Here is a 21,639-nt window from a genome sequence, read left to right on the forward strand (position 1 = left end):
GTTATGTTTTAATATATCCAGTGTAAATTATACTTGCATTCCATAGGAAATGTAAACTGAAATCAGGCCTGTTCTAGCGCTTAACTCCCAAAGGTATGCTACAATATAATGAGTTTGTTTTTGTTAAATCTTTTTACAAAGGAGGCAGACGATGTCGCAAGAAATATCTTATACAACAGAAGAAATTTCGAAACTATTGAAGATTTCCAAACTTACGGTCTACGATTTGATCAAGAAAGGCGAGCTGTCCTCGTACCGTGTAGGCAAACAAATGCGAGTAGACGCCTCTGACTTGGAAGCATATAAGCTTAAAAGCAAAGGAACCCACACTCAGGTCCAACAAGAACCGCAAGCTGTCATATCCCCATCATCCTCCATGGTCAGCCAGGGCATTCGCCCCCTTGTCCTGACAGGGCAGGATATAAGTCTCGACATTCTAGCCAAACATTTGGAGAAAAAAACGACGGGCTTAAGGCCGCTGCGCTCCTATGCAGGCAGTCTCGACAGCTTGATCAGCATGTACAAAGGCGAATCTGACATTGTCAGCACCCATCTATTGGATGGCGACACCGGCGAGTACAACCTGCCTTATATCCGCAAGCTTCTGGTCGGCTCCTCGTATCTCGTCGTCAATTTGCTTTCCAGAAACGCCGGAATATATGTCGCACAAGGAAATCCGCACAACATTAAAAATTGGTCCGATTTAAGCCGTCCAGGCTTACGCTTTGTCAATCGGGAGAAAGGCTCAGGCGCACGCGTTCTGCTCGATGAACAGCTTCGCCTGCATGGGATCAAGACCGATCAGCTCAAAGGTTATAACTACATTCAGACCGATCATTTATCTGTCGCTGCCAAGGTAGCCTCAGGAGAAGCCGATGTCGGCGTTGGAATAGAGAAGACGGCCTCTATTGTCGATCAAATCGAGTTCATCTCATTGATTCAAGAACGCTATGATCTTGTAATGATCAAAAATGCGGAAAATCAATCATGGATTAACGCGCTAATGCTTATCCTGCAATCCAAAGATTTCAAGCAAGGGCTTCAGGCAATCGCCGGTTATGATTTGTCCCGTACAGGAGAAATCTTATTCGAAACCTGAACGATCAAGCGAATCGGCGAGCTTCTATCAAACGCAAAAAAGCCACTTCACAATTGAAGCGGCCAATATGCAGCACGTAATTACTGGACTATTCCTTAAATAGAGAAGCATACTCGCCATAACCTTCCATTTCCAACTTATCTTTGGGGATAAATCTGAGCGAAGCAGAGTTAATGCAATAGCGCAAACCGTTTGGGCCGGGACCATCATTAAATACATGTCCTAAATGTGAGTCGGCTTTGCGGCTTCGTACTTCTGTGCGAACCATACCATGCGTTGTATCAACTACCTCTTTTACATTGAGATTTATGACTGGTTTTGTAAAGCTAGGCCATCCGCAGTTAGAATCAAATTTCTCTTTCGAGGTAAACAAAGGCTCTCCCGACACAATGTCCACATAAATTCCATCTTCTTCAAAATCCCAAAATTCATTCTGGAAAGGTCTTTCCGTTGCATTATTTTGAGTCACTTCATACTGGAGCGGCGTTAGATTTTTTTTGAGCTCAGCACTATCTTTTTTTATAGCCCAGTGTTCATTAAGGAACCTGTCCCTTCCCGAGCCGCTGCGATATGATTTATAACGATATGGATTTTTCTTATGAAAATCTTGATGATATTCTTCAGCTTCATAAAACTTCTCCGCGTTAACAATCTCTGTAACGATCGGCTTTGTAAATTTACCGCTTTTCTCAAGTTCTTCTTTGGATTTTTCAGCTAAAATTCTTTGCTCCTCAGAATGATAAAAAATAGCTGTTCTATAAGAAGAACCTTTATCAAAAAATTGTCCTTCAGGATCTGTTGGATCAATCTGTTGCCAGTAGATGTTTAGAAGGCTCTTATACGGCATAATATTAGGATTAAATTCAATTTGAATTGCCTCAGCGTGACCTGTAGTTTCAGAACATACTTCTTCATAGGTAGGATTAAGCGTGTGTCCTCCGGTATAGCCAGAAACAACTCGAATGATGCCAGGCATATCTTCAAAGGGCGTTACCATGCACCAAAAACATCCACCGGCGAACGTAGCAAGCTCATTATTTTCCGTATTCATTGTTTCATCTCCCTTATAATAAAATGATAACCAAATACTCAAAACTTATTAATCCAATGATAACAAGTATCTCTATTATAACATGACAGGATAAGCGATCCACAAAAGGACGTCCGAATGTTACAATAAAATGGCATCCGCAACTATTGGGAGCCCGTTGATGTCTAATAGTATGAAAACATGCTTGCAGTTCGTTCATCCAATCTTCGGTGCAAGTGACCCACATGAGAGGTGAATGAATAAAATGAGTGATTTAATTTTGGAACAACGCACTGCCAGCCAATTCGAAAGCAAGACCCGCAAAAAGAAAGGAAACCGCGCGTTTCTCCTGTTCGTCTGCGTATGGATGATTATTTTATGCTCCGGCATACTAGGCGCCAAATGGTATGCGGATCGTATACAGCAGACGCTCTCCGCCGATCTGGAGCGGCAAACCGCCAGCCAGATTACAGCCATGCAGGAAGCTTATGAGGCCCGTATGCTGCAGCTTGAAACAAGCTATGCAGCCGATCTGGCCGAGCTCAAGACGAAGGTCGATGCCCTTAATGAGCTGCTTACGTTCACGAAGGATAATGCCGATTCCAAAACGGACAACAGCAACAAGCTGTACACGCAATTGAACGAAGTGAAAAAGCAGCTGGACGAGCTGAAGAAAAATCTGGATGTGCTCAAATGAACATCACCGTCAGAGCGTTAAACCGAACGGCGCTGCTCGCTTGCGCTCCTTTTCTAGGCATTATGATTTGGCTGCTATTATCCGATATGGTCATAGAATTGTCCGAAGAAGCGTTCCCGCAGCCGCTAACGGAGCAAGCGCCGCATCCGGCAGCCGATATAGAGCCCGCTTCAGCCGGCCTCGATCAGGCTCAGTCGACGGCCTCGCAAACGAGTCAATCCATTCAAAAGCAAATCAAGCTGTATAATCAGACCAATGCCGATATGGCGAAAATATCCGCGATGGCCGCCTCTCAGGCGATGAGACCGCTCGTCATTTACGATCGCAATATAACGGGCAAGCTGGGCAAGCCTGCCCGAACGGTCGACTCGGATAACATTCGCGCCCAGCTGTTCTATATCCAAGCGGAAAATTTCAAAGCCTATGCGCTGAAGGTTAAGCTGAAGAGCGCTGACGCTATGACGATGACCTTAGGCGGAGACCAGGTGGGCAAAGCGGAAACGACGCTCGAGGCCGCGAAGCGCCACAAAGCCATCGCCGCCGTTAACGCAGGCGGATATGCCGATGGCGGCGGCAAACGCTATCCTCTGAGCACAACGGTCGTGGGCGGTAAATATGCGACGGGCTTCGAGTCGTCCTATTCGGATTTGTTTTTTGTCGGATTAAATGAGCAAAACGAGCTTATCGGAGGGAAATACCTGACCAAGCAGCAGCTCGATGCCAAGAAACCGAAGTTTGGCGCATCCTTCGTACCAGTCCTGCTTCGGCGAGGAGCGGCGCAGCCGATTCCTGCCAAATGGCAGACAAGCCCGATGCGGGCTCCCAGAACGGTTATCGCCAACTACAAGGACGACCAGCTTCTGTTCCTCGTCACCGATGGATACAACGAAGCGGGAAGCAGCGGCGCAACACTGGAAGAAATGCAGATTCTGCTGAAGAGATACGGCGCGGTCGACGGCTATAATTTGGATGGCGGCGGCTCCTCCTCGCTTGTTTTTAATGGCAAAGTCATTAATAAACCGTCGGACGGCCAGCTTCGCAAGCTGCCTACGCACTTTTTGTTTTTTAAATAATTAAGCTGGAATAGCGCGATGCCGCCCATTTCGGAATATACTATACCGAGCTCCCGAAATAAGACTCCTACTATCGTTTTTCCGGAAAGGAGCAATACGGATGGGAATCGGATCGAAATGGTACCGCAAATCGTTATTGACAATCACGGGCATCCCGATGGTGGAGAAGCTCTCGACGACCTATGGCAAAGGGCTGGCAAGCCGGTTTATAGCTGGAGAGACACTGGAGGAAGCGCTGAAGGAGGTTGAAGAGCTGGGCAAGCTCGGCATCATGGCCACGCTCGACCATCTTGGCGAGGGCATACGCCAATTAAGCGAAGCAGCCGCCTACAAGGACCAATATATAAAGCTAATTACCGGAATTGCGGACTGCAAGGCGAACTCTAATGTCTCTCTAAAGCCGACGCAGATGGGACTCGCCCTTGACCCGGCCGTTTGCTATGCGAATATTCGCGATGTCGTCAAACATGCAAGGCGCAACCGAAACTTCGTTCGCATCGATATGGAAAATACGCCTTACACGCAAGCTACGATCGATATCGTAAGACGGCTTCATAAAGAAGGCTTGACGAACGTCGGAACCGTTCTGCAGGCTTACTTGTTCCGATCCGAGCAGGACGCGGCCGAGCTGCTCCGCGAGCGGATCAGTCTCAGGCTCGTCAAAGGCGCGTACAAGGAATCGGACGAGGTCGCTTTCCAGAAGACGTCCGAGATCATCCGAAGCTTCAAGCGAATCATCGGCCTGCATTTGGAGAACCGCGCATATACGGCAATCGCTTCCCATGACGATGAAATCATCAGCTGGGTGAAGGCCTATGCGCGTACCAAGGGCATTCCGAAGAGCGCCTTTGAATTTCAAATGCTTTACGGACTCCGAATGAACGAGCAGGCGAAACTTGCGAAAGAGGGCTACCGCATTCGCTGCTACATCCCTTACGGGGTAATGTGGTATCCATACTTTACCCGCCGGCTTGCCGAGAAGCCGGTCAATCTGATGATGGTGCTTAAGCATATGTCCGGACGCAAGCGCTGACGAAGCCTAATGGCTGCGCCGGTATCAACACATCGTCAGGTTGTTGCCTTTCGCAAGAGCTCCACATCAAGCTCGTAATTTTTACGCTCGATAGGCTCATTGTTGATTAAGCGGATCAAATAGTCCATCGCGGTTTTGCCGATAGAGTAAATTTGTTGGGATATGGTCGTAATTTCAGGGTAAACCATATCCATTCGAATCCCGTCGAAGCCGATTAGCTTCACTTGCTCCGGTACCGCAGCTCCCAGTTCGATTAACGCCTTCAATGCTCCGGCGGCCATCAGATCATTGCCGGCAAACACACCGTCCACATCAGGATGCTGCTTATAAATTTCTTTCATCGCCTGATAGCCGCCTGCAACGTTGAAGTTGCCGTAACCAATCAGACTAGGCATGAACCATGGCAAATCCCTGCATGCTTTCTCATAGGCAAGCGTCCTCTCCCGTGAGGCGTGCACATGCGAGGGGCCCGAAATATGAGCGATTTTGCGGCTGCCTTCAGACATAAGATGCTGTACAGCCATTTCACCGCCATGACGGTTTGCAGCTGTAACCGAAAGTATTGGATAATCAGAAAATGATTTGTCGATGACTACAATCGGAATAGAGCGGTCCTGCAAGGCAAGAATCTGCTCTGGCAGAATCGTATAAGATGAAATAATAATGCCATCTATTTGCTTATTAATAAGCGTTTCTATATACTTCTTTTCTTTGTCCGGATTATTGTCCGTATTGCATAGAACGAGCGTGTAGCCGAGTACTGCTGCGGCATCCTCGGCAGCACGGGCTATTTCGGGAAAGAAGGGATTTAAGATATCAGGCACCATTAAAGCAACGGCAGCGGTCTTTTTGCCTGCCAAGCTTCTTGCAATATTGTTAGGCTTATAATTCAGCTTTTGTATCGCAGACATAACTGCGATTTCTGCTTCCTTGCTGACATATCCGCTTTGATTAAGCAGGCGGGATACGGTGGCGACGGACACGCCGGCCAGCTTGCTCACATCTCTAATTGTAGTCATATATAACAAAATCCTTTCACGAATCAGCCTAGCCTTTGGTATAAAGTATACGGAATTATCTATTAAAAAAACAAGCGTGTCTACGTTTGCGAGTACGCAGACACACTTGTATGACTTGAAGCTAATCGTTACTTTTTAGCAGAATCTTTCGTAATTAGCTCCAGCTCAACAGGAATCGATGCCACCACCGTTTCGCCTTTGGCAATCTTTATAGCGGTTTGTACTGCCAAAATACCCATCATATCAGGCTTTTGCGCCACAGTCGCACTCAATTTCCCTGCGAATACTTCCTTCACAGCATCATCAGTCGCATCGAAGCCGACAACAAGAATTCCAGCTGCACCAGCTGCTTCAATAGCCTTGAGAGCGCCGAGCGCCATTTCATCGTTATGAGCGAAGACTGCTTTTATATCCTTGTTTCCTTGCAAAATGTTTTCCATAACGGTCAAGCCTTTGGCGCGATCAAAATCTGCTGGCTGCTTGGCTGCTATTTGAATACCGCTCGAATTGGCGATTTCTTCATTAAAGCCGGCTCCGCGCTCGCGAGCTGCGGAAGAGCCCGGAATACCTTCCAGCTCGACAACCTTGCCCGTTCCGCCAAGCTGCTCAGCGATAAACTTTGCAGCGAGTACGCCGCCAGCTTTGTTATCGGAAGCGATATGAGTCATTACTTTACCGCCGTCGGACGTCCGATCGACCGTAATAACCGGAATACCTGCTGTGTTAGCGGATTCCACTGCGGGAACGATTGCTGCCGAATCTGTAGGGTTAATAATGATGACATCTACCTTTTGTTGAATTAAATCCTCGATCGAAGAGGCTTGCTTGGCGGCATCATCCTGCGCGTCAACCGTAATCAATTCTGCTTCCCCAGCCGCAGCCGCTGTTTGGGCGCCTTCTTTCAAGGTAACGAAAAACGGATTGCTTTGCGTAGATACGGCAAGTCCAATCTTAATTCCCTCTGTTTTTGAACCGCCTTGTTCAGCTTCATTTGTTCCTGAACCGGGAGCCGTTGTTGAACAGCCCGCAAGCAACAGCGCAGTAATCATTCCAATGCTTACTAATTTCGTTGTCTTTTTCATGTTGAACCCGCCTTTTCTTTGTTTAGATTATATGATTTAGCTATTGGCTTTCTTGCGATCCAGCAATACCGCCAACAGAATAACCATCCCTTTAACAACTTGCTGATAAAACGATGAGACACCGAGCAGGTTCAAGCCGTTGTTCAAAACGCCGATGATGAGCGCACCCACAAGCGTGCCCACGATCCAGCCCCTGCCGCCTGACAAGCTGGTACCGCCTAGCACGACAGCTGCAATCGCATCCAGTTCATAGCCAAAGCCTGCGTTTGCCTGCGCTGAGTTAAGTCGCGACGTAAGAATAATTCCTGCGAGCGCCGACAGCAGGCCGGTCAAGGCATACACATAAATTTTAAAGCGTCCGGTCTTGATACCGGAAAGCAGCGAAGCCTCTTCATTTCCTCCGATTGCGTATACATTTCTTCCAAACGTCGTTTTACGTAATATGAAAAATAATATGGCGAAAATAATAATGGTAATAATAACGGGAACGGGTACTCCAAAAAAGTAACCTCCGCCAACCAATGTGAATAATTCGCTTTCAAATCCAGTTATCGGTCTGCCATCCGTATAGACGAGCGCAAAGCCCCGGTAGATGGTCATCGTCGCCAGTGTCGCGATAAACGGTGCGATATTCGCCTTCGTAATCAAAAGTCCATTGACCGCTCCCATTACTCCACCGGCAACCAGTCCGATAATAATCGCGGTCAATGGATCCATACCGCCATTCAGAAGTCCTGCGGTTAGCGCCCCCGACAGCGCAAGCGTCGCGCCAACCGATAAATCGATGCCCCCGGTTAATATAACGAAGGTCATACCAAAAGCTATTAAAGCATTAATCGATACCTGTCGGAACACGTTCAATATATTGTTGACGGTCAAAAAATTCGGACTTGCTATAATTAAAATGACGGTAATAATAAGAAGTCCGATGAGCGGACCCAGCTTTTGCAAGGTTGATGCTAGTTGTTTTTTGTCAATGGCCATTGCTGCTTCCCCCTGTCGCCGCAAGCATGATTGCTTCCTGATTCATTTGCGCTTTGTCCAAAATGGAGGAGATACGCCCCTCATGAATAACAATAACGCGGTCGCTGACACCTAAAACCTCGGGCAAATCTGATGAAACCATAATAACAGTGACGCCTTGCTCGCTGAGCTCGTTCATCATGCTGTAAATTTCTTTTTTCGCCCCTACGTCGACTCCTCTGGTTGGCTCATCCATAATAAAAACTTTAGGCAGCTCGCCCAGCCATTTTCCGATGGCAACCTTTTGCTGATTGCCGCCGCTTAAGGATTTAACCGTTTGCTCGGGATCATGCGTTCTAATATTAAATCGCTTAATCATTTTATCCGACAGCTCATAATCCTTCTTGGCAGAAATAACGCCAGCACTCGCAATACGCTTATAATTGGTCAAGGATAAATTTTCACGGACAGACATGCCGAGGACAAGTCCCTGATGCTTGCGGTCTTCCGTTACGAACACGATACCCGCTTCAATAGCTTGCGACGGGTTGGTGATCGCCACTTCCCGCCCATCCATATAGATTTTACCTTTCTTTTTCTTGTCGGCTCCGAACAGCATACGTACAATCTCCGTTCGTCCGGCTCCCATAAGTCCGGCGATACCGACGATTTCTCCAGCCGCTGCGGAGAAGCTGATTCCGCTCAGCTTCCTGCCGTCGCTTAAATTCTCGACACGAAGCCGCTCCGCTCCGATCTTGCTGCTGCGCTCCGGATAACGCTCACCAATCTCGCGGCCTACCATTAAACGGACAATATGCTCAACCTTGGTATCGGCTGTCTTCTCCGTTCCGAGAAACGCTCCGTCGCGAAGAACTGAAATACGATCGCACATCTGAAATATTTCCTCCATCCGATGTGAAATGTAGACAATACCTACACCTTCGCGGCGCAGCTGATCCATCATTTTAAACAACGCTTCGATTTCACGATCCGTCAGTGCAGCAGTCGGCTCATCCATAATAAGAACCTCAGCGTTTTTAGATAGCGCTTTCGCAATCTCGATCATTTGCTGCTGTCCGATAGACAATGTATCCGCCGCGGCCTCGGGATCAAGCTCAACGCCAAGCCGCTGCAAATATTCACGCGTCTTTCGTTTCATTTCCTTATCGCGCACAATTCCGGTTTTGCCATAGGTAAGCTGCCTGCCGAGAAACATATTCTCGGAAACGGACAGCTTCGGAATAATGTTCAGCTCTTGATGAATGATCGCAACTCCATGATCCTCAGCCTCCTTCGGATCAGCGAACATAACATCCCGCCCCTTAACCTTAACCGAGCCTGAGTCAGCCTTGTATATACCTGTCAAAATTTTCATCAAGGTCGATTTGCCAGCGCCATTCTCACCCATCAAAGCGTGAATTTCTCCCGGCTTAAGCTGAAATGCGGCGTTCTTCAATACTTGCACAGAGGAAAAGGATTTATGAATGCCAGACATTTCAATAAGAAACTCCATCTTTGCCACCCCTTTGCTAAACAGCAGCCCTTTATTTGAAAATAACGCCCGATTGAAGAATGATGTTCGCGTATGGTGTTGCTTCGCCTGTACGGATCACCGCTTTAGCTTGCATGGTTAGCAATTTAAGCTCCTCATGCGGCACTTGCTTGATAGGAATATCGTTCAACAGCATCCTCGTGCTGTCATAAATCGAAGTATTTTGCTCCTTCATTTCAATAGCGATAATGGCTGATTCAACCTCCATATCGGCAAGCACCGCTTCTAACGTATCCGGATAAGACGGGAGTCCCGGCTTTATAGCCAGATCGATTCGCTTAACCGAGTCGGGAATCGGCAGCCCGCAATCACCAATTACGATACAGTCGGTATGGCCCATTCGGGCAATAACTGCTGCGATATCACTGTTTAATATGCCGTTTTTTTTCATCTGTAAATCCTCTCGAAGTAAAATAGTAGGGTTATATTTCCATAAACCGCTCTACATCAGACCGTAAAGGCATACCGCTCTGAGCGCCAAGCTTTGTGACCGACAATGCGCTGGCAGCGACTGCAAACCGTACCGCCTCCCCCAGCGTCGAGCCTTCGCTCAGCTTAACGGCTAATGCGCCGTTAAAGGTATCGCCCGCGCCGGTCGTATCGACCGCCTCTACCTTTCTCCCCAGCTCATGCCTGATTTCGCCATCCGGCGTTTTGTAAAATGCGCCCTTACTGCCGCCGGTCATGACGATGGGATGCGGGTACAGCTCAATCAGCTGCTCGTAAGTCAGTTCCTGCTTATTGTCCAAACCAAGCAATATAGCGAGCTCGGATTCATTCGGCGTAATCAGATGAACCCGTTCCAGCAGCTCCATTGGGAGCTTAATGGCGGGAGCAGGATTTAAAATAACCGGAATGCCCAGCTCATTAGCCAGCTTAATTGCCGACTCCACTGTAACGAAAGGAATTTCCTGCTGCAGCAGTACCATATCCGAGCCCGCAATGATTTCCTTCAAAGACAATATATAGTCTGGAAGCAGACAATGGTTTGCGCCAGGGATAACAATAATCCGGTTATCGTTGTCGCATACGGTAATAGCAGCTACGCCTGTCGGTCGATGAGAAACCGTTTCCACATATTGCGTATCGACGCCTTCCTTCTCCAATGCCTCGATTAGCTGCTTAGCGAAGTGATCCTCGCCAACACAGCCGACCATCGTCACCTGTGCGCCAAGACGTGCGCAGGCAACAGCTTGATTAGCCCCTTTTCCACCGATAAAGCTAGAGAAACCGCTGCCAAATATGGTCTCGCCTTGATTCGGCATGGTCTCAGTTTCCGTAACCATATCTATATTCATGCTTCCAATAACGGTAATTTTCGGCTTAGTCATTAATGCACCTCTTTATCAGCATCAGATTTAACATTCGTTATGTGTAATCGGTTACATATCGTTTTTTTATTATATTGCCCGTTTTAGCGAATGTCAATAGGGTAAAATGAAGGCACCTAAAACTTAAGTGATACAGCCGCTTTCAGAATCTGTATGTCCCGCTCACTCTCTACTAATAGCTGCTCAGCCTCTTGCTGCGTGATGGCCTCAAATCGGAAGCGGTCGCCGGGCTTCAACTGAGCGAATACCGGGATGTCCACCGAAGCGACATTTGCTATTCGCGGATATCCGCCCGTTGTCTGTCGATCGGCTAGCAATACGATAGGATTACCGTCCGGCGGTACTTGAACCGTGCCAACCGCTACCGCCTCCGATAACAACTCGACTGGCGAAGACAGCTTCAGCTTCCGGGAGCCCTCCAACCGGCAGCCCATCCGATCCGACTGAACACTGATTTGAAACGTTTGGCTAAACAAGCTTTGCTGGCTTTCCACTGTAAACAAAGGATAATGAGAGCCTGTCAGTACACGAATTACCGGATCCGACAAATGAGCCGCAATGGCAAAATGACTCGCATGCCAGCCCGCAGCCGCAAAGCTGCCATTTCCCTTGGCAAGCAAAGACTGCTTGATTCGGTCTGACAGCTGACCTTCATTCTTAACGCGCAGCACATCTCCCGTTTTCAACGCTCTGCCTTCAAAGCCGCCGAACGCTCCTCGCAAATACGTGCTTTTGCTCCCTAGCAGATCCGGCACGTCCAGTCCGCCTGCGACAGCGACATACGTTCGGCAGCCTGATCGGCATACTCCAAATGTAACGGTAACGCCTTCTCGAACCAATACCGGCCTCCACAAAGGCAGACGCTCACCGCCCGCTGTTGCCGTAATATCCGCGCCGCAAACGGCAATCAACGTATCCTTCTCTAACCATAGCTCCGTTCCCGCTAGCGTCATTTCTATAACCGCTTCGCTTTCCTTGTTGCCGACTAGAAGATTGGCTGCCCGAGCTGCCCCAGTATCCATTACGCCGCCAACGGATACGCCGTATTTTTGCGAGCCATGTCTGCCAAGATCTTGTACGGTTGCAAACAGGCCTGATTTAATGACATTAATGCTCATCATACACCTTCTCTATAAAGCTCATATTGTTCCCGAGATATGGGCTTGAATCGAACGGAATCACCCGGACTCAACAGGCTTGGGATGGATGCTTGCGGCTGAAAAAGCTGAAGCGGAGTCCTTCCTATCAATTGCCAGCCTCCCGGCGTCGCAATCGGGTAGACGCCCGTCTGTTCACCGGCTATGCCGACGCTCCCCTGAGGAATAATCGTTCGCGGCGTCTGAAGCCTCGGCGCGGCAATTCGGCCTGACATACCGCCTAAATAAGGAAAGCCCGGTGCAAAGCCAATCATATAAACGAGGTACGTGCCGCGCGCATGAATGGCAATGACTTCTTCCTCCGCAAGTCCGTTGTGCTCAGCAACGAAGTCAAGGTCAGGGCCCAGCTCTTCTCCATAGCAGACGGGTATTTCAACGGTTCTTGACTTTCGTGACCCGTTGCTTAGCTGCTCCATCGATAGCAGCGACTGTATTCGTGAGCACACGGTATCATAGATCGTCGTATGTTGAAGCTCCGTGCCTATTCGGCTTTTCTTCACAAGGAACGGATCATAGTGAACAGCTATTGCCGCGAAGGACGGGACGCATTCGAGCAATCCCGCAAAAGGCCGAGCCTCCAACCTTGCTATTAAAGCCATCACTCTGCGATGCGTCTCCTCCGTAATGGTGCTGCCGAGCCGAAGCATAACAGCGGAATCTCCTAGCGGCGATAGCTGTACGTTCAAGTGTGAATCCGACATCGCCTCACTCACCTGCTCTCTGTACCGAAATTCCTTCTTGCGCAAGCATTGTCCGCAATTGCATGACATACTCGAGCGCATCGGGCGTATCGCCGTGCACGCACACCGTATCCGCCTTCAAACTAAAATCACTCTGCTGCCGCGTCCGTACAACGCCTCTCTTAATCATCCCTGCCGCTTGCTCCGCAGCAAGCTTAGGATCTGTAATGACTGCCCCTTCCGTTCCCCTTGGCGTAAGCGTGCCGCCCTCCTCGTAGGAGCGGTCCGCGAACACCTCATTGATCGCCCTGAGTCCGATCGCATTAGCCGCGCGAACCAGCTCGCTTCCTGCTAATCCGAACAGCATAAGCTGCGGATCGACCTTATACACCGCCTCCGCGATGGCTTCCGAGAGCGGCTTGCTCTTGGCAGCCATATTATAGAGAGCGCCGTGGGGCTTGACATGCGAAACATATCCCCCCTCCGACTTGGCAAAAGCATAGACCGCCCCGATCTGGTATACGGTCATCTCGTAGGCCTCCTGCGGCGAAATATTCATCTTCCGTCTGCCGAATCCGGCCAAATCCGGCAATCCGGGATGCGCGCCAATAGCCACGTCATGCTCCATCGCCAGCTTGACTGTCGCCCGTATGGTCGCTGCATCTCCCGCATGAAACCCGCACGCGATGTTCGCCGAAGTAATATGCTTCATCAGCTCGTTATCGGGGCCGAGACGATATGCGCCGAAGCCTTCTCCCATATCGCAATTCAAATCTATCCGGTGCATATGAGTTCTCCTTTACTCTTTCGAATGAACCTCTCCCGAAATTATAACAAATTTCTCGCTCCATGCCCCCTCGCCAGCCTCAATGCTGCATGGTCGCAAAATGCAAAAAAAGAAGCAGCGCCGGTCCAGCGCAGCTTCTTAGCTTATTTCATACTATAAGGACGGTATTAATGCCCGCCCATAAACACATAACGGCAGATAATGAGCACCGCGAGAATCCACATGAGCCAGTGTACGTTATATTTGCCTTTACCCGAAGCATTCGCAACCGATGCGAGTACAACGTACGATACGATACCGAACGAGATGCCGTTCGCAATGTTGTACGTAAATGGCATCAGCGCAAGCGTGAAGAACGACGGAATCGCGTACACCATATCGGAGAAATCGATTTCCTTCACAGATTGCATCATCAGCACGCCGACGATGATCAGAGCCGCAGCCGTTGCCGAGCCCGGAACGAGCGCTACAAGCGGCGATAGGAAGATCGCAAGCAGGAAGCAGATACCGGTCGTAACGGCTGTTAAGCCCGTACGTCCGCCCTGTGCGATACCGGCAGAGCTTTCCACATATGCAGTAACCGTGCTCGTACCGAGCACCGCGCCGCCGCCAACGCCGATCGCGTCAACGAACATCGCTTTGCCGATGCGCTTCTTGCCTTCCTCCGGGTTCTTCATAATGCCGGCACGGTTAGCCGTACCTACCAGCGTACCGAACGTATCGAACAGCTCAACGAATGTGAACGTCAGAATAACGGTGATCAGGCCCACCTCGAATACGCCCGCAAAGTCGAAATGCCATACGTTCATCGTCGAGAAATCCGGCATCCATGTTTGGCCGGTGAAGGCAGCCTTCGCATCGACATGGCCCGTGATCAGCGCGATGGCCGTCGTACCGAGAATACCGAACAAAATGGCGCCCGGTACGCGAAGCACCATAAGAATAGCAATCAAGAACAGCGCGATAACGGTAAAAGTGACCGTTTCATTCTCGAAGCTGCCGAGCTGGATAACCGTCTCAGAGCCGCTTACCGGCGTGAATGCGCCAGCCTTTATGTCCGCAAAGCTGGACACCGCGACCGTCATAAGGCCGCTGTTTTTCAAGCCGATAATGGCAATGAACAAACCGATGCCGACCGTGATCGCATGCTTCAAGCTGTCCGGCACAGCAGTTATAAGCATTTGGCGAATTTGCGTTATCGTCAAAATAATAAAGATAATACCCGAGAGAAACACAGCCGTTAAGCCCATTGCAGGACTTATCGGCGTATCCGTCGCCGCCGAAGCGATAATGACGGAAGCGAAGTAAGCATTGAGCCCCATGCCCGGCGCAAGCGCTACGGGGAAGTTAACGAACAAGCCCATTGCGATCGAGAAAATGCCTGCGGCAAGCGCCGTTGCGAGAAATACCGCCGTCCAGTCAAGGCCAGTCGGAGTAAGTATGATTGGATTGACGGCCAATATGTATGCCATCGTCATGAAAGTCGTCAGCCCCGCCATAATCTCTGTCCTGACATTTGTTCCGTGTTCCTTTAAGCGAAAGAAACGTTCCATTTTGATTACTAACCTCCCAAAATTGTGGTGGAACAAACAAAGAAGCCTAGAAAAAAATGCATATCATGCATTTCTACTAGGCTCTGCAAAAAGGGGAAAAGTATACACGCTGGACCGCTGCGCGCTTTTCCGCTGATTTCGTAGCCAGGCCATTTACGGTGACCGAGTAGAGACTCTCAAGCCGATTCTTGAGATTATACGAAAAAATATGCTGTTGTTGTTTTCCGTTTACAATTTTATAGAGAAGCAGCCGGTTTTGTCAATATTGCCGAATGCATTTATGGCTGTTTTCAGGAGGATGCGCGCTCTTTAATTTTTGTAAAAGCGAGGGAGATAAGCTTTGTTCGCTTCGAGCATCTCCTCGAGCAGCGTCTTGGCGACCGCGACGCTTGGAACGAGCGGATGATGCGCCAGCGCTTGCAGCGCGATGCCTCTATCACCGCTTATGGCAGCTTCGATCGTCAGCGACTCATAGGTTTTGACGGCATGCATAAGCCCTTTTATTTGCTCGGGAACGCGCTGCAGCGGCAGCGGGATCGGACCCTGCGCCGTCACGACACAGTTCACCTCGATACTGGCATCCGCCGGCAAGAAGTCGATAATGCCGCCGTTTCTGACGTTCAGCGTCTGAATATCGCGCTTATCCGTGTACAGCGAATGCATCAGATTCACCGCAGCCTCGGAATAATAGGCGCCGCCGCGCTTTTCCAGCTGCTTCGGCTTCTCGCTCAGGTTCACGTCCTTGTAGAGCTCGAACAGCTCCTCTTCGACCCGGCTCACCACATCCGCGCGCGTGCCGTTTTTCTCCATCGACTCCTTCATATCCTTGAACATCGCATCGGTCATGTAGAAGTAACGAAGATAGTACGTAGGAAGCGCACCAAGCGAGCTGAGGAAATCCGCATCCCAGTCAAAAGCGGTCACATTGGCCGCCGAATAGTCGCGTCCGCCGCCGATCATCTCCGGCAGCTTATCCTCGCCGTTCACGTAAGCGGCCGTAACCCAATGCAGGTGGTTGATGCCGACGAATTCAGGCAGCACGTCCCGTTCGCTCACGCCGTATTCCTTAGCCAGAAATTTTTGGAAATTGATCGGTGAGTTGCATAGTCCGACCGTCTTCACGCGGCTGTGCTTCTGCACCGCTTCCGTCACGATGCCCGCCGGATTTGTAAAGTTCAGCATCCATGCATCCGGTGCAAGCTCCTCGATATCCTTGCTGATGTCGAGAATGACGGGCACGGTGCGCAATGCCTTGAACATGCCGCCCGGACCGGTCGTTTCCTGCCCGATCACACCGTGGGAAATCGGTATATGCTCGTCGCGGCGCCTCGCTTCAAGAAGGCCGACCCGCATTTGCGTCGTGACGAAATCCGCGCCGGCAATCGCTTCGCGGCGGTCCAGCGTAAGCTTCACCTCGATCGGGACACCGGCTTTCTCGACCATGCGCTTAGCCAATTCGCCGACGATCGCCAGCTTGCGGCGGCCTTCCTCAATATCGACGAGCCAAAGCTCACGGATCGGCATTTCGTCGTATTTTTTGATGAAGCCTTCGACGATTTCCGGCGTATATGAGGAGCCCCCGCCAATGACGGCTACCTTTAACGGTTTTTTGGACATATGGATTACCTCCTAATGGTAGATGATATGCTCACGCTAAAATGTAATTCTTCTTAATGCCGCATCCGTCGCGTCATCAATCTTCATGCCGCTGCTGTCCATCGCGCTCATGACCGCACCGATGACCGGATCGACCGTCAGCTTAACCGTTGTCGCCAGCGGGGCTGCCGCATAAACGGCTTCCCGGATGGCGTCAATCATATGCGGCGTGCTGCCGCGCGACAGCACGCTGCCGGTCAAGACGACATCGAACGTTTCGTTTTCCATGCCCAGGCGCCTGATAAGCGCATTAACGGCATTTCCATGCTCCTTGCCCGCCTCCCGCAAAATACGGATGGCAACCGGATCGCCTTGGGCTGCCGCCTCAAACATCACCTTCGCCAGCTCGCGGGGAGGACGTATCCCATTATCGAGCGCATCGTCATACATTTCCTGTATGCTGCTGTATCCGAGGCGCTGCGGCACCAGCTCGCTTAGCAGCGTCGGCTGCTCTCTTCCCTCCCAGGCGCGCACCGCGCTGCGGAAGGCATGAATCGCCAGATCCGAGCCCGAGCCTTGGCCGTCTCCGAACAAATAGCCGAAACCGCCATACTGCAGCTCCTCTCCTTGCGCATTGCGGGCCGCAGCGTTAAAGCCGGTGCCGCTAATGATGACCGCGCCATAGGATTGCCTGGTGCCGGCGCGCATGCCGATCATTGTATCGCATGCGATGGCATGCCGTTCATAATGAAGGGAAGCGAACATCGGACGCAATATCGAGTAATCGCGCTCCCGGTCCGCGCCTGCGAGACCAAAGTAAGCAAAGGTCACATGCTCCTTCGCCGCTCCCGCTTCCCGCAGCGCCTGCTGACAGGCAGCATCAATATGATTTCCCGCTTCCTCAAAGGCCGTTTGATGGTTGCCGTTGCCGCCATGCCCGCGGCCCAGCACACGGCCAGCTTCGTCCACAATTAAGGCATGCGTCTTGCTGCCTCCTGCGTCTACGCCTAGAAAAATCAACTCGCTCACTCTCCTTCAGGAATAATCTATTGCTTTATTTTAAAACAAAAAAACACCGTTCTTCTAATGATAAAGAACGATGTTATGATACAATCTTACTGTTTTAGGAGCGGAGCTCGGATGGAAGCTTGCCAATATGCTGCTTGAACAGCCGGTTAAAATTGGATAGATTGCGGAATCCGCATTCCCCCGCCACTTCGATAATTTTATGATCGGTTGATTCCAATAAATGCGCAGCCTGCGAAAGCCGGAGCTGGATTAAATAGTCCATGGGCGAGGTGCCTACTGCTTGCACAAACAACGCGCTAAACCTTGAAGGGCTGAGATGCGCCGCTTCCGCCAGCTCCCTGAGCGTCCACGGATACGCAATATTGGCCTCAATCGCTGCCAACACGCCGCGAATCGTCTCCATCCCGCGGGCATGCTGCGGCCATCCCGCTTTATTTTTAGCGAAATAACGATTGACGTACGCAAGAAATTGAATAAGCTGCGCCCTGATTACCATCTCGAAATGCGGTTCCTTGCGTTCAAATTCGGCAGCCATTTGTATTATGATTTCTGCTAATCGGGTATGCTCGGGATGTCTCCGGTCCAGCACATTGTCAAAGCGCTGACCCATCTCGCGAAAAGGAACGAGCAGCTCCGGATCATAGCGCTGTTCCAAAGCGAGATAGGCAGGGTCGAACATGACAATAGTCATGACCAGATCCTCCGCTTCGAATGCGCGGTGCAGATCGTTAGAGTTGATCAGAATCAGATCTCCCTGCCGGAAATCGTACCGGGCTCCGTTGATCAGATAATAGCCGCTGCCTTTTTGTATATAGTTCATTTCGAGCGCTGTATGCCAATGCAGCCTTTGAAAGGTTGGCGATACACCCGCAGTTTGCGAAATCTTCATCGGAAAAGCTTGCGGGAGCTCGATTTGGTCTTTGCTGATGGAAGGAAACAGCTTCATGCTTAGTCCTCCTAAAAAGTTTGCATTCGCAAAACTTTGCATGTACATGATTTAATACATTTTTTCAGCGTCCCTCGGTAAACCTTGTACATGCCTAAGATGTGCAGACACTCTCTCGTCAACGCCAATCGAATACTCATAACCAAAAAACTCTGCTACTTGGACAGCAACGGTATATGTCTTTGACAACATATATAATATCATAGTCTTGAAAACAATCTTTCTTCACATTCGGATTTGTCCGGGAGCCATTCATAATAACCGCACGAATTCGTTCATCCGCTATGGCGGTGTTCAAGATTAAGTCCATCATTTCCTTTTCATTCCTCATTTTAGCCCCCTAATTCATTCTTGATTTTCATACGAGCGAAATTCCTGAAGGCAAGAAGTTTGGCTTGATCCCATTCCTTGCCGCCTGTTTTTCTATGTTCCTCCGTTACTTTATCCGACGAACGATAGACGTCAAGCGCTAGTTGGATAACGGTATGATATTCCTGAGGCAAATGTCCCAGTCCCCATTCACCGCCTTCATCTTTGCTATGTACAGACTGACAGTCTTCGCTCATTAGTTGAAATACACGGCAAATGTTCAGCACGCTGTAAAAAGGAGTCTCTAGAATATGCTCATCTTCAAGAATCCAGTCAAGGTCATCCATAACTGCTTCCATAAAATGCTGCCAATTCACTTGACCGAAAATCTCCGATATCGGTTTGCCATATAAGCAGACACCGCGCTGCGCTACATACGCTAAGTGTGAGGATAAGTCCGTATCGGTCCGCTCTTTGCTGTAGTCTACTTCAAGATTAAGGATCTTGTCATGCCACCCCGAACTGTAATGCACTTCAAAAGGCGTTGGTACGGGTACTTTCTTTGCGACATCAGCTGTGATAACACTTAGCTCAACGTTCCCAATCATAGGTCTATTGGACGTCACTTTAGCGATTGCGATTCCAACTGCTTCGGCCAAATCGGCTTCTAATTTGCCGTCAACAACCACAATTAAATCAATATCGCTTTTAGGCCGATAGTAGCTGCCCATGGCTAATGAGCCGTGAAGGTAGATTCCTGTCACCTTTTTACCTGCCTCGCTTTTCAGCCGCTCCATAAGATTTACGACAAATCGCTTTATATCTTCATCACAGTTGGGCCATGCTTGCGGTCCAGTCATAGATATCACTCCTAAAGCAATTTTAAAAAAGCTGTTTGAACATATTGGTCATGCCAATATGTCAAGCAGCTTTTTTTATTGATTTATTCGTTTATTATTCCCACTCAATTGTAGCAGGCGGTTTCGATGTTACGTCATAGACGATACGGTTCACGTTGTCTACTTCGTTAACGATACGTACGGAAATTTTCTCGAGCACATCCCAAGGGATACGCGCCCAGTCAGCCGTCATGCCGTCGATCGAAGTAACCGCGCGGATACCGACCGTGTAGGAATACGTACGGGCATCGCCCATTACGCCTACGCTCTTCATGTTCGGAAGAGCTGTGAAGTACTGCCAAATTTCACGATCAAGGCCGGCCTTCGCAATTTCATCGCGTAGAATTGCATCGGATTCACGAACGATATGCAGCTTGTCCTCCGTTACTTCGCCAAGGACACGGATCGCCAAACCCGGACCCGGGAATGGCTGACGCCATACGATCGCTTCAGGAAGTCCGCATTCCTCGCCGACTTTACGAACCTCGTCCTTGAACAGCGCTTTTAGAGGCTCAACGAGCTTGAACTTGATATCCTCCGGCAAGCCGCCGACATTGTGGTGAGATTTGATCGTTTGCGCCGTAGCCGTACCGCTCTCAACGATGTCGGTATACAGCGTGCCTTGCGCCAGAAATTCAAAATCGTCCAGCTTGTCCGATTCTTCCTGGAAAGAGTAAATGAACTCGTTGCCGATAATTTTACGTTTTTGCTCGGGATCGTCAACGCCCTTCAGCTTGCCGAGGAAACGCTCCTGCGCATCGATTTTCAAAACCTTCATATCGAACTTGCCGACAAATGTGTCCATTACACTTTCCGCCTCGCCTTTGCGCAGCAAGCCATGATCGATGAACATGCAAGTCAGCTGGTCGCCGATCGCTTTGTGAAGAAGAATCGCCACAACGGAGGAATCTACGCCGCCGGAAAGCGCGCACAGCACCTTTTTGTCGCCGACTTGGTTGCGGATGTCTCGAATCGCATCCTCAATGAACGACTCCATCGTCCAATTGCCGTCGCAATCGCAAACATTGTACAGGAAGTTGCGGATCATTTCGTTTCCGAATTCGGAGTGACGCACCTCCGGGTGGAATTGCACCGCATAGAAATGACGATCCGGATGGCTCATCGCCGCAACCGGAGCATGCTCCGTGCTCGCGTCGATCTGAAAGCCTTCCGGCAGCTCGACGACATGGTCGCCGTGGCTCATCCATACATTTTGAACCTTATCAAGTCCGAAGCCGATGCGGGTGCCATCCGCGAATACAACCTCCGCTTTGCCGTACTCGCGTTTGCCCGCGCGCTCGACCTTGCCCTGAAGCTGGTGGGACATCATCTGCATACCGTAGCAAATGCCGAAAATCGGAATGTTCAAATCATAGATAGCCGGATCTACAAGCGGTGAATTTTGTTCGTAAACGCTCGCCGGTCCTCCCGAGAATACGATACCCTTCGGCTGTAATTCGCGGATCCGTTCCACCGACGTGTTGTAAGGCAGCAGCTCGCTGTATACTCCTAAATCGCGAATACGGCGCGCAATCAGTTGGTTGTATTGTCCTCCGAAATCGAGAACAACGATGATTTCATTTTGCTTAGTCATTACCGAGCCTCCCTCAATAGATGTAGTAATTATATATAAGGCGGTTTGAGGGAGTCAAGGCGAATAAGCGGTACTTTTCGCTGGAAGCCGTGATTGGAGGAAAATGGTAAAGCACTCCCCGCAAAACCAGCATGCGGAGAGCGCTTCATTTTTCAAGGCTGATGGCGGGATTCGGGTGCATTTATGCACTTGGTGCTGCCGGGGCTCGAA

20 protein-coding genes, 1 pseudogene and 1 riboswitch are annotated in these 21,639 nt (G+C 49.9%); of the genes and pseudogenes, 4 read left to right on the forward strand and 17 right to left on the reverse strand.

The annotated features are described in order from the left end of the window. The first annotated feature begins 151 nt into the window (after positions 1 to 151). A complete protein-coding gene (locus L1N85_RS19155) occupies positions 152 to 1,099 on the forward strand; it encodes a helix-turn-helix transcriptional regulator (RefSeq protein WP_235240651.1) in 948 nt (315 codons plus the stop codon). A gap of 88 nt (positions 1,100 to 1,187) precedes the next feature. Here the strand turns inward: L1N85_RS19155 and msrA are convergent, their stop codons facing one another. After that, complete coding sequence (msrA, locus tag L1N85_RS19160; protein WP_235240652.1) at positions 1,188 to 2,150, reverse strand: peptide-methionine (S)-S-oxide reductase MsrA; 963 nt, start codon at positions 2,148 to 2,150, stop codon at positions 1,188 to 1,190. Positions 2,151 to 2,394: 244 nt separating this feature from the next. On the opposite strand from msrA, the gene L1N85_RS19165 reads away from it, so the two are divergent. The 3 genes from L1N85_RS19165 to L1N85_RS19175 all read left to right on the forward strand — a co-directional run bounded on the left by L1N85_RS19165 (position 2,395) and on the right by L1N85_RS19175 (position 4,932). Further along, positions 2,395 to 2,826: a hypothetical protein gene (locus tag L1N85_RS19165; RefSeq protein WP_235240653.1), complete on the forward strand. Its 432-nt coding sequence runs from the start codon at positions 2,395 to 2,397 to the stop codon at positions 2,824 to 2,826. After that, the gene (locus L1N85_RS19170) at positions 2,823 to 3,899 is read left to right on the forward strand and encodes a phosphodiester glycosidase family protein (protein ID WP_235240654.1); all 1,077 of its coding nucleotides are present in this window, start codon (positions 2,823 to 2,825) and stop codon (positions 3,897 to 3,899) included. The genes L1N85_RS19165 and L1N85_RS19170 overlap by 4 nt, the downstream gene beginning before the upstream one ends. Before the next feature lie 100 nt (positions 3,900 to 3,999). Then, on the forward strand, positions 4,000 to 4,932 hold the full coding sequence (locus L1N85_RS19175; protein ID WP_235240655.1) for a proline dehydrogenase family protein: 933 nt from the start codon (positions 4,000 to 4,002) through the stop codon (positions 4,930 to 4,932). A gap of 35 nt (positions 4,933 to 4,967) precedes the next feature. Here L1N85_RS19175 and L1N85_RS19180 read toward each other — a convergent pair whose 3' ends face one another. The 16 genes and pseudogenes from L1N85_RS19180 to guaA all read right to left on the reverse strand — a co-directional run bounded on the left by L1N85_RS19180 (position 4,968) and on the right by guaA (position 21,429). Then, positions 4,968 to 5,951 carry a LacI family DNA-binding transcriptional regulator gene (locus L1N85_RS19180; protein ID WP_235240656.1) on the reverse strand — a complete coding sequence of 328 codons (984 nt, stop codon included), beginning with the start codon at positions 5,949 to 5,951 and terminating at the stop codon, positions 4,968 to 4,970. A gap of 128 nt (positions 5,952 to 6,079) precedes the next feature. Then, positions 6,080 to 7,033 carry a D-ribose ABC transporter substrate-binding protein gene (locus L1N85_RS19185; protein WP_235240657.1) on the reverse strand — a complete coding sequence of 318 codons (954 nt, stop codon included), beginning with the start codon at positions 7,031 to 7,033 and terminating at the stop codon, positions 6,080 to 6,082. 36 nt (positions 7,034 to 7,069) lie between these two features. Beyond that, on the reverse strand, positions 7,070 to 8,017 hold the full coding sequence (locus tag L1N85_RS19190; protein WP_235240658.1) for an ABC transporter permease: 948 nt from the start codon (positions 8,015 to 8,017) through the stop codon (positions 7,070 to 7,072). Then, positions 8,007 to 9,509, reverse strand: a complete 1,503-nt coding sequence (locus L1N85_RS19195; protein WP_235240659.1) for a sugar ABC transporter ATP-binding protein — start codon at positions 9,507 to 9,509, stop codon at positions 8,007 to 8,009. The genes L1N85_RS19190 and L1N85_RS19195 overlap by 11 nt, the downstream gene beginning before the upstream one ends. 31 nt (positions 9,510 to 9,540) lie before the next feature. Further along, on the reverse strand, positions 9,541 to 9,939 hold the full coding sequence (gene rbsD, locus L1N85_RS19200) for a D-ribose pyranase (RefSeq protein WP_235240660.1): 399 nt from the start codon (positions 9,937 to 9,939) through the stop codon (positions 9,541 to 9,543). Positions 9,940 to 9,970: 31 nt separating this feature from the next. Then, a complete protein-coding gene (gene rbsK, locus L1N85_RS19205; protein ID WP_235240661.1) occupies positions 9,971 to 10,879 on the reverse strand; it encodes a ribokinase in 909 nt (302 codons plus the stop codon). Positions 10,880 to 10,995: 116 nt separating this feature from the next. Beyond that, complete coding sequence (locus tag L1N85_RS19210) at positions 10,996 to 11,997, reverse strand: 5-oxoprolinase subunit C family protein (RefSeq protein ID WP_235240677.1); 1,002 nt, start codon at positions 11,995 to 11,997, stop codon at positions 10,996 to 10,998. Then, positions 11,997 to 12,737, reverse strand: coding sequence for a 5-oxoprolinase subunit PxpB (gene pxpB, locus L1N85_RS19215; protein ID WP_235240662.1), 741 nt, complete (start codon positions 12,735 to 12,737; stop codon positions 11,997 to 11,999). Before pxpB ends, L1N85_RS19210 begins: the two co-directional genes overlap by 1 nt. 4 nt (positions 12,738 to 12,741) lie before the next feature. Continuing rightward, the gene (locus tag L1N85_RS19220) at positions 12,742 to 13,503 is read right to left on the reverse strand and encodes a LamB/YcsF family protein (protein WP_235240663.1); all 762 of its coding nucleotides are present in this window, start codon (positions 13,501 to 13,503) and stop codon (positions 12,742 to 12,744) included. A gap of 167 nt (positions 13,504 to 13,670) precedes the next feature. Then, the gene (locus L1N85_RS19225) at positions 13,671 to 15,056 is read right to left on the reverse strand and encodes an NCS2 family permease (protein WP_235240664.1); all 1,386 of its coding nucleotides are present in this window, start codon (positions 15,054 to 15,056) and stop codon (positions 13,671 to 13,673) included. Positions 15,057 to 15,177: 121 nt separating this feature from the next. Further along, a riboswitch (purine riboswitch) is annotated at positions 15,178 to 15,278 on the reverse strand. A gap of 87 nt (positions 15,279 to 15,365) precedes the next feature. Then, positions 15,366 to 16,673: a 6-phospho-beta-glucosidase gene (locus L1N85_RS19230; RefSeq protein ID WP_235240665.1), complete on the reverse strand. Its 1,308-nt coding sequence runs from the start codon at positions 16,671 to 16,673 to the stop codon at positions 15,366 to 15,368. A gap of 36 nt (positions 16,674 to 16,709) precedes the next feature. After that, complete coding sequence (locus tag L1N85_RS19235) at positions 16,710 to 17,681, reverse strand: N-acetylglucosamine kinase (RefSeq protein WP_235240666.1); 972 nt, start codon at positions 17,679 to 17,681, stop codon at positions 16,710 to 16,712. Between the two features lie 94 nt (positions 17,682 to 17,775). Beyond that, a complete protein-coding gene (locus tag L1N85_RS19240; RefSeq protein WP_235240667.1) occupies positions 17,776 to 18,627 on the reverse strand; it encodes an AraC family transcriptional regulator in 852 nt (283 codons plus the stop codon). 175 nt (positions 18,628 to 18,802) lie between these two features. Next, a pseudogene (locus L1N85_RS19245) lies at positions 18,803 to 18,958 on the reverse strand (aminoglycoside 6-adenylyltransferase); the annotation flags it as partial. 1 nt (position 18,959) lies between these two features. Then, complete coding sequence (locus L1N85_RS19250; protein ID WP_235240668.1) at positions 18,960 to 19,796, reverse strand: aminoglycoside adenylyltransferase domain-containing protein; 837 nt, start codon at positions 19,794 to 19,796, stop codon at positions 18,960 to 18,962. 94 nt (positions 19,797 to 19,890) lie between these two features. Continuing rightward, positions 19,891 to 21,429 carry a glutamine-hydrolyzing GMP synthase gene (gene guaA, locus L1N85_RS19255; RefSeq protein ID WP_235240669.1) on the reverse strand — a complete coding sequence of 513 codons (1,539 nt, stop codon included), beginning with the start codon at positions 21,427 to 21,429 and terminating at the stop codon, positions 19,891 to 19,893. Positions 21,430 to 21,639 lie beyond the last annotated feature (210 nt).

It is taken from the genome of Paenibacillus alkaliterrae (assembly GCF_021532375.1).
Taxonomy (GTDB): domain Bacteria; phylum Bacillota; class Bacilli; order Paenibacillales; family Paenibacillaceae; genus Pristimantibacillus; species Pristimantibacillus alkaliterrae.

Excerpts from the sequence above, each read along its gene's own strand:
- rbsD (WP_235240660.1), bottom strand. The coding sequence starts at position 9,939 with ATGAAAAAAAACGGCATATTAAACAGTGATATCGCAGCAGTTATTGCC.
- rbsK (WP_235240661.1), bottom strand. The coding sequence starts at position 10,879 with ATGACTAAGCCGAAAATTACCGTTATTGGAAGCATGAATATAGATATG.
- L1N85_RS19170 (WP_235240654.1), top strand. The coding sequence starts at position 2,823 with ATGAACATCACCGTCAGAGCGTTAAACCGAACGGCGCTGCTCGCTTGC.
- L1N85_RS19165 (WP_235240653.1), top strand. The coding sequence starts at position 2,395 with ATGAGTGATTTAATTTTGGAACAACGCACTGCCAGCCAATTCGAAAGC.
- L1N85_RS19230 (WP_235240665.1), bottom strand. The coding sequence starts at position 16,673 with ATGTCCAAAAAACCGTTAAAGGTAGCCGTCATTGGCGGGGGCTCCTCA.
- pxpB (WP_235240662.1), bottom strand. The coding sequence starts at position 12,737 with ATGTCGGATTCACACTTGAACGTACAGCTATCGCCGCTAGGAGATTCC.
- L1N85_RS19240 (WP_235240667.1), bottom strand. The coding sequence starts at position 18,627 with ATGAAGCTGTTTCCTTCCATCAGCAAAGACCAAATCGAGCTCCCGCAA.
- L1N85_RS19155 (WP_235240651.1), top strand. The coding sequence starts at position 152 with ATGTCGCAAGAAATATCTTATACAACAGAAGAAATTTCGAAACTATTG.
- L1N85_RS19185 (WP_235240657.1), bottom strand. The coding sequence starts at position 7,033 with ATGAAAAAGACAACGAAATTAGTAAGCATTGGAATGATTACTGCGCTG.
- L1N85_RS19190 (WP_235240658.1), bottom strand. The coding sequence starts at position 8,017 with ATGGCCATTGACAAAAAACAACTAGCATCAACCTTGCAAAAGCTGGGT.
- L1N85_RS19175 (WP_235240655.1), top strand. The coding sequence starts at position 4,000 with ATGGGAATCGGATCGAAATGGTACCGCAAATCGTTATTGACAATCACG.
- L1N85_RS19210 (WP_235240677.1), bottom strand. The coding sequence starts at position 11,997 with ATGAGCATTAATGTCATTAAATCAGGCCTGTTTGCAACCGTACAAGAT.
- L1N85_RS19220 (WP_235240663.1), bottom strand. The coding sequence starts at position 13,503 with ATGCACCGGATAGATTTGAATTGCGATATGGGAGAAGGCTTCGGCGCA.
- msrA (WP_235240652.1), bottom strand. The coding sequence starts at position 2,150 with ATGAATACGGAAAATAATGAGCTTGCTACGTTCGCCGGTGGATGTTTT.
- L1N85_RS19250 (WP_235240668.1), bottom strand. The coding sequence starts at position 19,796 with ATGACTGGACCGCAAGCATGGCCCAACTGTGATGAAGATATAAAGCGA.
- L1N85_RS19195 (WP_235240659.1), bottom strand. The coding sequence starts at position 9,509 with ATGGAGTTTCTTATTGAAATGTCTGGCATTCATAAATCCTTTTCCTCT.
- guaA (WP_235240669.1), bottom strand. The coding sequence starts at position 21,429 with ATGACTAAGCAAAATGAAATCATCGTTGTTCTCGATTTCGGAGGACAA.
- L1N85_RS19180 (WP_235240656.1), bottom strand. The coding sequence starts at position 5,951 with ATGACTACAATTAGAGATGTGAGCAAGCTGGCCGGCGTGTCCGTCGCC.
- L1N85_RS19225 (WP_235240664.1), bottom strand. The coding sequence starts at position 15,056 with ATGGAACGTTTCTTTCGCTTAAAGGAACACGGAACAAATGTCAGGACA.